The sequence below is a fragment of the Mesorhizobium sp. WSM4976 genome (assembly GCF_029625685.1).
Classification (GTDB): domain Bacteria; phylum Pseudomonadota; class Alphaproteobacteria; order Rhizobiales; family Rhizobiaceae; genus Mesorhizobium.
On sequence record NZ_JARTVT010000008.1, the window covers coordinates 190,493 to 202,584 of the forward strand.

The window sequence follows — 12,092 nt, forward strand, 5'->3', positions numbered from 1 at the left end:
GGTCAGCCTTTCCGCTTCGACAGCCGTTCCTGCACCGCCGTCAGAACCACGGCGACGACGAGGATAAGGCCATAGGCGATCTGCAGCACATAGGTTGAAACGTTGAAGGTGGTGAGCAGGCTCTGCAGCAGGAAGATGTCGATGGCGCCGATCGCGGCGCCGCCCAGCCCGCCGCGGCCGCCGGCGAGGCTGACGCCGCCGAGCGCCACGGCGGCGATCGCGATCAGCGTGTAGGTCGGACCGATATTGGGGTCGGCCGAGCCGATCAGCGAGGTGAGCATCAGCCCGGCGGCGGCCGCGAAGAGCCCGGTCACGACATAGGCGATGAGCCGCACCCTGGTCACCGGCACGCCGGCCGTATAGGCGGCGCGGTCGTCGCTGCCGACGGCCATGAGCAGGTCGTAATAAGGTGTGCGGCGTATGAGAAGCCAGCACAGGCCGATCAGCGCCAGCGGCATGATCGAGAAGGGCCCGGCCATGGCCTTCAGCCAGTCCGGCGCCGGACCGATCGGCGCCGGCAGGATGGTGAGCGTGACGCCGGTGAGGATCAGATAGGTGCCGAGCGTCGCAACGATCGGCTGGATGCGGACGATCGTCGCAAGCGCGCCGTTCGCGGCGCCGACCGCCGCCCCGACCAGCAGCGCGGCCGGAACGATGATCCATGGCGACGAAATGCCGAGATTGAGGAACAGCACCTGGATGACCAGGGCGTTGACGAAGCCCATCAACGGGCCGACGGAAATGTCGATGCCGCCGCGACCCGCCAGGATGACCGGCGCCGAGGCGACAGCCGCGCCGATCAGAGGGGCGGCGAGCCCGAGCAGCGTGCCCCAGGACGAAGGCTGAAAGCGCGCCGGATTGAGCACGACATTGAGCACGAGCAGGACGACGAGCATCACCGCGGCAAAGCCGACGCCGCGCAGCTGGCCAAGCACCGGGCTCATGCGGCGCGTCCGAACATGGCGGCGATCACCGCCTCGGTGGTCATGTCCGCGCCCGAGAACTCGGCCGACACGCGCTGCTCGCGGAAAACCAGCACACGGTGGCAGAGAAGCAATATCTCCTCGATCTCGCTGGACAGGATCACCAGCGCCATGCCCTCGGCGGCAAGGCCGCGGAAGACGTCATAAAGGACGTGCCGGGTCGCCACGTCGACGCCACGCGTCGGATCGTTGAGCAAAAGGAAATTCGGCTCCAGCGCAAGGGCGCGGGCAAGCAGCACCTTCTGCTGGTTGCCGCCGGACAGAGTTGTGATCGCCGCGTCGGGACGCGGCGCGACGATGCTGAGTCTTTGCCTGTAAGGCTCGTAGCGCCGGCGCCGCGCCGCGAAGCTCAGCAGGCCGAAACGACGGTCATTCGACACCGTGGAAATCGCGAAATTATCGAGCACCGACTGGGTCGGGAAGATACCGGTCGAACGGCGATCGCGCGGCAGATAGGCGATGCCCCCGGCGACGGCCTTGCGGAAGCTGGTGATCGAGCCTGCCTTGCCGTCGATGGCAATCTCACCAGCCACCGGCCGATCGAGTCCGGCCAGCGCGCGCAGGAAGCGTTCCTGGCCATGGCCGTCGAGGCCGGCAAGACCGACGATCTCGCCCGGCACGATGGTCTGGCTGATCGGATCAACACCGGGCGCGATGACAAGCCCGCGCATATGAAGAGCCTTCGCCTCAGCCATGCGCCAGCTCCGCTGCCGTTTGTGGCGCCATCGCGGCCAGAAGGTCGGCCGGCGTCGAGGCGCCGCGCTCCTCTGTCTTCACCACGCGGCCGGCGCGCAGGATCGATATGCGGTCGGACAAAGCCATCACCTCGTCCATGCGGTGCGTGATGAACAGGATCAGCGTGCCCGCCCCGGCCATCGCGCGCATCAGCGAAAAAACCGACTCGCGGTCGGCGAAATCCAGTGCGGCCGTCACCTCGTCGAGAATCAGGACACGCGGATTGCGGATAACCGCGCGGGCGAGCACGACGAGTTGCCGCGCGGCAAGCGGCAGCTCGCCGCACGGTCGGTCGAGATCGATCGGCGTCACCGCGAAGCGGCCGAGGGCAGCCTGCGCCCGGGCTCGACGCTCGCCCCGCGGCACGGCTCGCCGCCAAAGACCGTCGAGGCCAAGCAGGATGTTGTCGGTCACCGAACGGTCGGGCGCGACCAGCACCTCCTGGAAAACAGTGGCGAAGCCGGCGGCCTGGAAGGCGGCGGGCTGCGCGCCCGAAAACGCCTTGCCGTCGAGCCGGATCGTGCCGCCATCCGGCTGCACGATACCGGACAAGAGCTTCACCAGCGTGCTCTTGCCCGAGCCGTTCTCGCCCAGGATCGTATGGATCGTGCCGGGACGGAAGGCGATCGACGCCCCGGCCAGCGCGACGGTTTCGCCATAGCGTTTGGAGACGCCTTGGACCTCGAGCATTTCTCTTCCCAAAATGGAGAAGCCGGCCCCTAGAGCGTTCACCGTTTCACGGACACGGCGAACCACTCTATATTTTCGTTTTGACGCAATTCCGGACGGAAAACCGCTTCACACTTTTCCTGGAATTGCTCTAGCGAGAACCGGCTTCATAAAACGTCACTTGGCGCAGGCGTCCGGCACCTTGGAATAGTCCCAGCCTTTGGTCGGCGCGGGATTGGCGAAATAGGCGTCGAGCACGTCCTCCGGCATCGGGTCGCTCGGCGGCACCGGAAAGACCGAAACGGCATCCGGCGTCATGCAGTCCTTGTACCATTTGTCGAGCTCGGCGGCGTGCACCGGCGGGATCGGGATCAGCAGCGTGTTGAGCTTCGGCTTCTGACCGTCGAGCATGCGCTCGCCGACGCGGAACAAAGTCTGCGCCGTCCAGCCCGGCAGCACGGCATGGCCCTCGAAGCGATACTTGTCGGGATTTGCCTTCCAGTAGCCGAGCGCATCGCCGGTAATGGAGCCGGTGATCAGCGGCGCCGGGCGGCCGGCTTCAGCGAAGGCCTCGGCGACGACGCGGCTTTCGCTGCCGGTCGTCCACACCGCGTCGATCGGCGCCGGATTGGTGGCGATCGCCTGCAGCACCACCGTCTTGGTGACGTTGGCCGTCCAGTTGCCGTTGACGGTGCGCGCGACCTTGAGGCCTTTGTTCTCCGCGAGCGCCTTGTCGGCGCCCTGCTTTTCCTGGACCACGATCGGATGACCGGCAATGCCCTCGACCACCAGCACGCTGGCATTGGGCTTCGCCTTGCCGATCGCCGTCATCATGTCATAGCCCCAGCGGGCATAGTTGGAATCGACATTGATGGCGTTGGGGCTGGTGATGGAGCCCGCTGCCGTGATGAACGGGATGCCCGCCTTGGCGGCTGCGTCCACCGCATCGTCGAGCGCCGTCGCCGAGCCCGGGATCGAGGTGATGATCGAGCATTTCTTGTCGATGAAGGCGCGGATCTGGTTGATCTGCTGGCTTGGGTCGTTGTTCGAATCCGACACCTCGAAGCTCGACACCGTGCCGTCGGCGATGAGGCCGTCGACCAGCCGCTTCAGTTCCTTGGTCACCGAGACGCGCCACGGATTGCCCTGGTAGCTCTCCGAGTGGCACCATTTCCACGGCTTGGGCGGCGGCGTGAAATTGTCCCAGGCCGAGGGCAGCACCTTCTGCGGCGCGCCGTCATATTGCGCCTTGAGATCGGCGGGCAAGCCGTCGATCACCGACTTGACCTCAGTGGCATGGGCGGCGAACGGGATCGAGACTATGGCAGTTGCGGCGAGCAGGCCGCGTATCAGGCTGGTCATTTTTTCCTCCCTTGGTGCAGTGAAACTAACCGGCGGCGGCCGGCGCGAAACTCTCCCGGAACAGGCGATTGATGTCGGCGACGACGCGGCGGGCGTCCTGCCTGCCGGCAAGGCCCTCGTTGATACGATCGGAGGCCTGCTGTTGGAACGCCATGTAGCCGTCATGGCGAGGGCGGACCCAGGCGCCTTCGAGCGTCGCCCTCGTGCCGCGATAAAAATTGCCAGTCGCCGCGTTGACCGCATCGTCTTCCCAGGCGGCGGCATGGCCAGGCTGGCCGCCGGCGGCGGCGTAGGGCCCGCGCTGCACGTCGCCGCTGGCGATCCAATAGGCGAAGTCGATCGCCGCCTCGCGCGCGGCGGAGAAGGCGGAGACGGCAATGCCGGTTCCCCCCAGCGCCGAGCCTAGCGGACCGTTGCCGCCAACGACCGGCATATCGGCAAAGGCGAGGCGATGCGGCCGGAAACCCGCCACCGCATAGGGGACATAGCCATAGATCAGCGGCGCGCAGGCGGTGCGGGAATTGGCATCCACCATCCTTTCGAACACCGCGATCGGGTCCATCGCCAGGCATTGCGGGTCTACCAACGCCGCGATCTCCCTCAGCATCTCGAAAGCGGTTTCGCCGGTCTCGCCATCGACAAGGTCGGCCGAACCGTCGACCGTGCACGGCCGGCCAAGATCGGCTGCAAGCGTGTAGAAGCACATCAGCGAATGCGGTGGTCGCAACGGCAAGAGAACGCGGCCCTCCTCGGCAAGCGCCAGCACTTCGGTCCAGATCGTGGGCGCTGCCTCGATGAGATCGGGCCGCCAGGCCTGCACCTGGGTGGCGGCGTCGATCGGGAAAGCCCATTGCCGGCCCTGCCAGGTGTAGCTCGGATAGGATTTGCCGACGCTTCCTCTCGCCAGCGCTGCACGTTCCGCCTCGCGTCCGGCCACATCGAGCGGCGCTAGGCACTTTTCGGCGGTGATCTGGCCGACATGCGGGTGATCGATTACGATCAGATCATAGGCGCGGGCGAGCTCCTCCACCGGGAAGGATTCGAAATCCTGCAGCGAGCGCTTTTCCCAGTCGATCGAGACACCGGTCTTTTCCTGCCACAGCGCCGAGCACGCCACCATCGGGTCGTAGCCGCGCGGATGGCTCCAGGTCATCCCCTTCAAAGAAACACCGCTCACAGGCCGAACTCCGCACGGATCTTTTCGCTGTGCTCGCCGATACGCGGAGCAGCGCGATCCACCTTGGCGCGCGCGCCGTCAACGCGCAGCGGCGAACGCGTGGTGAGGATCGAGACATTGTCCTCGCGCGTCACGGTCTGCAGCATGTCGAGCGTCTTGAAGCCGTCGTTTTCCATCAGCTCCGGCCAGGTCAGCACCTTGGCGCACCAGACATCGGCGGGCTCGAGGATAGCCAGCCATTCATCGGTGGTCTTTGCCTCGATGCGTTTGGCAATGATCGCCTTGATCTGGTCGCGGGCAGTGAACCAGGTCGCTGGCTTGTCGCGGAACGGGTCGAGCTCAGGCAAGTCGAGCAGATCGGCAATCTTCGGGATCGGCGTCATGGCGATCGCCAGATAGCCGTCCTTGGCCGGATAGACACCGTAAGGCGCCGAGAGATAGGCATGCGCGCTGCGGAAGGACGAGCGCTTCGGCAGGCGGCGACCGTCATTGAGATGCGTGGTCAGCACCTCGAACTGGAAATCGACCAGCGCCTCGAGCAGGCTGGTCTCGACATGGCCGCCTTGGCCGGTGATGCCGCGTCGCACCAGCTTGGCCAGGATGCCTTGGGCGCAGGCCGCGCCCGCCAGCATGTCGGCTATGGCAAGGCCGAACGGCACCGGCCCCTGCTCCTCGTCGCCGTTGAGCCACATCACGCCGGAGCGCGCCTGGGCCAGCAGGTCCTGCCCTGGACGCTTCACCCATGGGCCGTCCTCGCCATAGCCGCTGATCGAGGCATAGACCAGCCGCGGGTTGATGGTGCTGACATGCTCATAGTCGAGGCCGAGCCGTTCGATGACGCCCGGCCGGAAGTTCTGGATGAGCACGTCGGCCTTGGCGATCAGGCCGCGCAGCGCGGCGAGGTCGGCCTCGTTCTTGAGGTCGATGGCCAGGCTCTCCTTACCGCGGTTGATGGCATGGAAGATGGTGGAATCGCCGCCGATCTCGGTGTCACTGAGATAGAGCCGGCGCGACAGGTCGCCGCCGTCCGGCCTCTCGATCTTGATGACGCGCGCGCCGAGGTCGAGCAGGCGCAACGAACAGTAGGGACCAGACAGGAACTGGCTCATGTCGATAACGACGAGGCCGGTCAGCGGAAGTTCAGCGTCAGCGGCCACGGTTCACTTCTCGGTCTTGCCGACGAAATCGGCCGGGTTCTTGTATCTCACCGTCTGCAGATGCTCGCAGTAGAGCACCAGCTCTCCTTCACCCTTGAAGATTTCATAGCTGGCGCGAATCAGGCCCATGTCCTTGTAGCGCGGCTTTTTGTCGAGGTTGGTGCGGATCGAATAGATGGTGTCGCCGATGAAGACCGGCTTGATGAAGCGGAGCTTGTCATAGCCATAGGAGAAGGCGTTGACGCAGTTGGTGGCGACCAGGCCGAGCCCGGCCGAGAACACGAAGGCGCCGGCCACCAGCCGCTGGCCGAAGATGCCTTCCTTCTCGGCGAACAACTGATCCTGCACGTATGGGTGGATGTCCAGCACCAACGTATTGAACAAATGGCTTTCGCCCTCGGCGATGGTGCGGCGGAGCGAGCGGATTTTGTGGCCGGGCTGCCAGTCCTCGTAGAACCAGTTTTCCGAATTCCAGACGGGGATGTCGGCATGCGCCTCAGGCATGTCGGCCGGATGCGTCGAGGCGACACCGACGGTCGGCGAGAACGCGCTCATGATCCTCTCCGGGAGCTTCCGGTGCGGCCTGCAAAGCGTTTCCGGGCACGATGCCGGATGGCGAGACGTCGCATGATCGCTTTCCTCCCGTCAATTTTCTTTTGTGAATAATATTTTCACATATGGGATTGCCTTGCAAGCGACGATCGGCCAAATTTTCTACGGTCCAGCATCGTGGAGGATGCCGCCAGCCATGGGAGGAAGATCATGCAAAGCGCCTGTCTTGTCTTTGTCGGCAGCCTCAACCGCGAGGCGCCCTATTTCCAGGGCGCGCGCGGCGTCGGCCTCGGCGTCTACGCCTTCGACGAGGCAACGCTTGCCATTCAAGAACTTGCCGAGACCAATGAGGTCGACAATCCGACCTTCCTGTCGGTGACGCCGGACGGGACGCTGATCTATGCCAATTCCGAAGTCTTCGCATGGCGCGAGGGAACGGTCACGGCCTATCGCTTCGACCGCGCCACCAATTCACTCGCCTATATCAACAAGCAGCCATCGCTCGGCAGCATTACCGCGCACAACATGATCACTCGCGACGGCAGCAAGCTTCTGGTTGCGAATTACGGCATGGGGAGCGGCGGCCCCGACAAGGCGGTCGCGGTGTTCGGCTTTGCGGCCGACGGCGGCTTGACCGCGCCGCTGGCAAGCGTGGCGCATTCCGGGACCGGCCCCAATGCCGAGCGGCAGGAGCGGTCGCATGCGCACAGCGTCACCGAGACCATCCAGGGTGGCGTCGCCATCGTCGCCGATCTCGGCATCGATCAGCTGGTGTCCTACCGGATCCAGCCCGACGGCGCGCTGGTGAAGCTCGCGTCCTCGATGCTCGCGCCCGGCGCCGGGCCACGTCATGTCGCGCTGCATCCGAACGGCCGCTTTGTCTTCGTCATGAACGAGCTGGACTCGACGGTCGTGTCGCTGGCGCTTGAGCCGTCTTCCGGCAGGCTCGAGCTGATCGACACCCAGCCGGCGGTTCCCGGAGAGGCACGCGCGCACAATCACTGCGCCGACATCCAGATCTCGCCGGACGGGCGCTTCCTCTACGGCTCCAACCGGGGCCATGACAGCGTCGCCATCTTCGCCGTCGATCAGCAGTCGGGAAAGCTCCACACAGTCGACTTCACGCCCTGCGGCGGCGCGACGCCGCGCAACGTCGCGCTGTCGCCATCCGGCAAGCACCTGTTCTCGGCCAACCAGAACGCCGACCGCATCTCGATCTTCGCACGCGACGAGCAAAGCGGCCGGCTGACCGACACCGGGCAGACCATCGAGATCGGAACGCCGATGTGCGTGCGGATCACGCGGGACCCGGCTCAATTCTAACGGCTGGCGTTGCCTACTGGCTGACCCGGGCGAACGTGCCTGCATAGGTCTGACCGGCGAGCGCATAGGTGACGTTGAGTGTTCCTGGCGACGGCATCGTTGCAGTGATGTCGGCGCCGTTCGGGAGACGCCCGAGCTTCAACGTATTGCCGACGATCCTGCCAGAGCCATCGGCGACGCCCGACTTGTTGTCGGCGAGGTCGCCCCAAGCATAGCTCACCGTCACCTGCCCGCCCGAGGAGACCGTCAGCACCGCCAGCTTGCCGTCATACATGCCGTTGAGCTGGCCCGCCCAGATGCCGGAGAAGGCGGCGTATCTCGCCGGAACGCCCTTGCCGGCCGGAACGACCGCCACCGTTTGATCGAGCACCGCCGAATTCGACAAGGCCGGAGCTGGCGTGACAGCTGGCGCCGGTTGCGGATCGGTGACGGGCTGCGAGCCGGCGACAGGCTGAGTCTCGGGAGTCGACTGGCAGGCGACGAGCGCGAATGCCGTAAGGCCGAGCATCAGAGAAAGACTGTTTGGTGGAGCCAATCGGAATCGAACCGACGACCTCTTGAATGCCATTCAAGCGCTCTCCCAACTGAGCTATGGCCCCACTCCCGGCAGTCAGCCGGCGCCGTTTCCGGCGAAGAGATCCGGCGCAGTCAGGAACCGCGCCGTCGTTTAGTGCTGGCGGCTTCTAGCGCCGCCTTCGGTCAAGATCAAGCCTCGAAAGACCGCTTTTTCGTCACAGGCGAAAATCGCCGGCAAACCAATCGCGCCGAGGTCTAAATCAGACCTCGTCCTCGTCGTCGCCGACGCCGATCATGTCGGAGACGTCATCGTCCTCTTCCTCTTCGTCGGCAAGGAAGGTGTCGTCGTCATCATCGCCGAGATCGACATCGTCCTCATCGTCGCCGAGATCGGGAAGGTCGTCGCCGCCGCCCTTGGCCTCGTCATCGGCTTCCTCGAGCGAGACGACTTCGGCGCCTTCTTCCTCGTCGCCGTCCAGTTCCTTGTCGGCGACTTCCTCATCTTCCTCGATGGCGGAAATCTTGCCTTCGTCGAAATAGGAGCGCGGATAGCTCTTGCCGGTATAGGGCGAGACGATCGGATCCTTGTTCAGGTCGTAGAATTTCCGACCCGTTTCGGGGTCGACACGCTTGGTGCCAAGTTCAGCTTTTGCCACGTCAGGCCTCGTCAAAAAAAGAAGGGTCCCCTTAACCGCAGTTTCCCGCGCTGTCAAAGCCAAAAGACATGCGCCCGAAACCCGCTTTTCAAAGGCTTGCGCCAAGGGGATGACCATTGCCGCGCGCCGTGATACGAGACCGCCGCATCACGACGAACCGGGCCGGCCAGCCGGCTTTTCATTTGGAAGACAAAATGTCTCATTCCGCCGCCGCTAAACCGGCCACGGCCCGCAAATCCCCTGCCCTTGCCGGCACCGCCCGCGTGCCGGGCGACAAGTCGATCTCGCACCGTTCCTTCATGTTCGGCGGCCTTGCCTCGGGCGAGACGCGCATCACCGGCCTGCTGGAAGGCGAGGACGTGATGCGCACGGGTGCTGCCATGAAGGCGATGGGCGCGCATATCGAGAAGAACGGCGCCGAATGGGTGATCCGCGGCACCGGGAACGGCGCGCTGCTGCAGCCGGAAGGCCCGCTCGATTTCGGCAATGCCGGCACCGGCTCGCGCCTCACCATGGGCCTCGTCGGCACCTATGACATGGAGACGACTTTCATCGGCGACGCTTCGTTGTCGGGTCGGCCGATGGGCCGCGTGCTCGATCCGCTCCGCCAGATGGGCGTGCAGGTGCTGAAGGCGGCACCCGGCGACCGCATGCCGATCACGCTGCGTGGCCCGAAGCATGCCGCGCCGATCACCTATCGCGTGCCGATGGCGTCGGCCCAGGTGAAGTCGGCGGTGCTGCTTGCCGGCCTGAACACTCCCGGCATCACCACGGTGATCGAGCCGGTGATGACGCGCGATCACACCGAAAAGATGCTGAAAGGCTTTGGCGCCAATCTGACCGTCGAGACCGACGAGCGCGGCGTGCGCCACATCTTGATCGAGGGACAGGGCAAGCTCACCGGGCAGACCATCGCGGTGCCCGGCGACCCGTCCTCGGCCGGCTTCCCGCTGGTCGCGGCGCTGATCGTGCCGGGTTCGGATATCGTGATCGAGAACGTGTTGATGAACCCCACCCGAACCGGCCTGCTTCTCACATTGCAGGAAATGGGCGGTCGGATTGATATCCTCAATCCGCGCAATGCCGGCGGCGAGGACGTGGCGGACTTGCGCGTACGCTCCTCCGACCTCAAGGGTGTCGTGGTGCCGCCGGAGCGCGCCCCGTCGATGATCGACGAATATCCGGTGCTGGCGGTCGCGGCGAGCTTTGCCGAGGGCGAGACGCTGATGCAGGGCCTGGAAGAATTGCGCGTCAAGGAATCCGACCGGCTGGCGGCGGTGGCCAATGGGCTGAAGCTCAACGGCGTCGACTGCACCGAGGGCGAAGCTTCGCTCGCCGTGCGCGGCAGACCGGGCGGCAAGGGGCTTGGCGCTCATCCCAATGGACCGGACACGGCGGTGAAGACGCATCTCGACCATCGCATCGCCATGAGCTTTCTGGTCATGGGACTGGCGACGGAAAAGCCGGTGACGATCGACGACGCCAACATGATCGCGACGAGCTTTCCGGAATTCATGGGACTGATGAAGGGACTGGGCGCGGAGATCGAGTGATCCTGGCAGGGTCACTCGCTGTAAAGGAAGTATTGATCTGCAGCCTGCATTATTCCCACTGACAGTGGTATGCCGTGGATATTGCGAATTGTTTTTGGCTGATGGGAAAATCACCACCGTCAAAGAACTGGCCGACGGTCGATTTGCATATTCGCGCGGGGCAACAAAGCCCGCGGCGATTGTGACCAAAGAGCAACTCGAAGATATCCAACGCCTTAACGCGACACGTATCGCGCTTCCGTTTAGTTTTGGCTCTCGGAGCCGTTATCATTTTTATCCTCACTAAGGATGACCTTCCGCTTCCCGCGTCCGTGGCGGTCGGTGCGGTTGCGGTGGCGCTTAGCGTCTATGTCATTACCGCGATGACAAATCGAATTGCGGAGATATTGAACGCAGCTCCGCACGAGGCAGCGTTACCTGCCCGCATCCCTCTTTCGGCGTTCTTTGTTGATCTTTTGAGCTCCAGCAGTAACCTCGATGTGCTAGTGGGCAAATGGTTTTGGGGCTGCATGTGCATCGCTTCCATCGTGGTGCCGCCGGCAAAATACCTAAAGTCCGAGAATATCGGTTGGACCGATGCCCTCGCCATGTTGGCTTTTTGCATTTTTTCCTACGTCTTGTTCAGAGCGTTTTCGGCGGAGCGCCAGCGCAGGAAAGATGCAGCAGTTACCGACAAGGCCTGATCGTAAGCGTTCAATTTCATCCTTGATTTAAGGCCGCGCCTCGGCTTCAAGCACTAACATGCTGACCGCTGACCCAGAAGCTGGTTTCACCATCGCCATCGACGGCCCCGCGGGCGCGGGCAAGGGCACGCTGGCCCGCCGTCTCTCCGACCACTACCGGCTGAACCTGCTCGACACCGGCCTCACCTATCGCGCCGTCGCGCATAAGCTGCTCGAGCTCGGCCTGCCGCTCGACAATGTCTCGGCGGCGGAAACCGCGGCGCGGCAAGTCGATCTGTCGAACCTCGACCGTACCGTGCTGTCGGCGCATGCGGTAGGCGAAGCAGCCTCAAAGGTCGCGGTCATTCCCACGGTGCGGCGCATCCTGGTGGAGAAGCAGCGGGCCTTTGCCAAGGCGCCGCCGGGCGCGGTGCTCGACGGCCGCGACATCGGCACGGTCGTGTGCCCCGACGCCGACATCAAGCTCTATGTCACGGCGAGCGCCGAAGTGCGTGCCAAGCGCCGGCTGGCCGAGATCGAGAGCATGGGCGGCAGCGCCGATTTCGCCACCATCCTCGCCGATATCGAGCGCCGCGACGAGCGCGACATGGGTCGCGCCGACTCGCCGTTGAAGCCGGCGGGGGACGCGCACTTGCTTGATACCAGCGAAATGGCTATAGAAGCCGCGTTTCTGGCGGCGATGGCGATCGTTGATGAGGTCCTTGCCAAGAGAAACAAGGCCTGATG

Annotated in this window: 13 protein-coding genes and 1 tRNA gene; 4 read left to right on the plus strand and 10 right to left on the minus strand. The window is 64.3% G+C overall.

Annotated features, from left to right (window positions below):
• Window positions 1-2: 2 nt before the first annotated feature.
• The 7 genes from P9272_RS12225 to P9272_RS12255 all read right to left on the minus strand — a co-directional run bounded on the left by P9272_RS12225 (window position 3) and on the right by P9272_RS12255 (window position 6,638).
• Entirely contained in the window at window positions 3-944 is a 942-nt protein-coding gene (locus P9272_RS12225) for an ABC transporter permease (RefSeq protein ID WP_278160735.1), read from the minus strand.
• On the minus strand, window positions 941-1,678 hold the full coding sequence (locus tag P9272_RS12230; RefSeq protein ID WP_278160736.1) for an ATP-binding cassette domain-containing protein: 738 nt from the start codon (window positions 1,676-1,678) through the stop codon (window positions 941-943). Before P9272_RS12230 ends, P9272_RS12225 begins: the two co-directional genes overlap by 4 nt.
• Entirely contained in the window at window positions 1,671-2,408 is a 738-nt protein-coding gene (locus tag P9272_RS12235) for an ATP-binding cassette domain-containing protein (protein ID WP_278160737.1), read from the minus strand. Before P9272_RS12235 ends, P9272_RS12230 begins: the two co-directional genes overlap by 8 nt.
• Before the next feature lie 156 nt (window positions 2,409-2,564).
• Window positions 2,565-3,749 carry a substrate-binding domain-containing protein gene (locus P9272_RS12240; protein ID WP_278160738.1) on the minus strand — a complete coding sequence of 395 codons (1,185 nt, stop codon included), beginning with the start codon at window positions 3,747-3,749 and terminating at the stop codon, window positions 2,565-2,567.
• A 25-nt stretch (window positions 3,750-3,774) separates the two neighbouring features.
• Window positions 3,775-4,902 (minus strand): extracellular solute-binding protein, encoded by a 1,128-nt coding sequence (locus P9272_RS12245; RefSeq protein WP_278160773.1) that lies wholly within the window; start codon window positions 4,900-4,902, stop codon window positions 3,775-3,777.
• A 20-nt stretch (window positions 4,903-4,922) separates the two neighbouring features.
• Window positions 4,923-6,083 (minus strand): CaiB/BaiF CoA-transferase family protein, encoded by a 1,161-nt coding sequence (locus tag P9272_RS12250; RefSeq protein WP_278160739.1) that lies wholly within the window; start codon window positions 6,081-6,083, stop codon window positions 4,923-4,925.
• Window positions 6,084-6,086: 3 nt separating this feature from the next.
• Window positions 6,087-6,638: a MaoC family dehydratase gene (locus P9272_RS12255; RefSeq protein WP_278160740.1), complete on the minus strand. Its 552-nt coding sequence runs from the start codon at window positions 6,636-6,638 to the stop codon at window positions 6,087-6,089.
• 207 nt (window positions 6,639-6,845) lie between these two features.
• Between P9272_RS12255 and P9272_RS12260 the strand changes: the two genes are divergently transcribed.
• Window positions 6,846-7,958: a lactonase family protein gene (locus P9272_RS12260; RefSeq protein ID WP_128257142.1), complete on the plus strand. Its 1,113-nt coding sequence runs from the start codon at window positions 6,846-6,848 to the stop codon at window positions 7,956-7,958.
• A gap of 13 nt (window positions 7,959-7,971) precedes the next feature.
• On the opposite strand, the gene P9272_RS12265 is transcribed toward P9272_RS12260, so the two are convergent.
• From P9272_RS12265 to P9272_RS12275, 3 genes are all read right to left on the minus strand, one after another.
• Window positions 7,972-8,466 carry a hypothetical protein gene (locus P9272_RS12265; RefSeq protein ID WP_278160741.1) on the minus strand — a complete coding sequence of 165 codons (495 nt, stop codon included), beginning with the start codon at window positions 8,464-8,466 and terminating at the stop codon, window positions 7,972-7,974.
• Between the two features lie 15 nt (window positions 8,467-8,481).
• Window positions 8,482-8,557: transfer RNA gene (locus tag P9272_RS12270), tRNA-Ala, on the minus strand.
• Between the two features lie 177 nt (window positions 8,558-8,734).
• Window positions 8,735-9,130, minus strand: a complete 396-nt coding sequence (locus P9272_RS12275; protein WP_128257143.1) for a TIGR02300 family protein — start codon at window positions 9,128-9,130, stop codon at window positions 8,735-8,737.
• Window positions 9,131-9,324: 194 nt separating this feature from the next.
• Here P9272_RS12275 and aroA point away from each other — a divergent pair, with 194 nt between their 5' ends.
• The 3 genes from aroA to cmk all read left to right on the plus strand — a co-directional run bounded on the left by aroA (window position 9,325) and on the right by cmk (window position 12,090).
• Window positions 9,325-10,683 (plus strand): 3-phosphoshikimate 1-carboxyvinyltransferase, encoded by a 1,359-nt coding sequence (gene aroA, locus P9272_RS12280; protein WP_278160742.1) that lies wholly within the window; start codon window positions 9,325-9,327, stop codon window positions 10,681-10,683.
• 332 nt (window positions 10,684-11,015) lie between these two features.
• Window positions 11,016-11,366 (plus strand): hypothetical protein, encoded by a 351-nt coding sequence (locus tag P9272_RS12285; protein WP_128257145.1) that lies wholly within the window; start codon window positions 11,016-11,018, stop codon window positions 11,364-11,366.
• Between the two features lie 58 nt (window positions 11,367-11,424).
• Entirely contained in the window at window positions 11,425-12,090 is a 666-nt protein-coding gene (gene cmk / locus P9272_RS12290) for a (d)CMP kinase (protein ID WP_128257146.1), read from the plus strand.
• The last annotated feature ends 2 nt before the right edge of the window (window positions 12,091-12,092 follow it).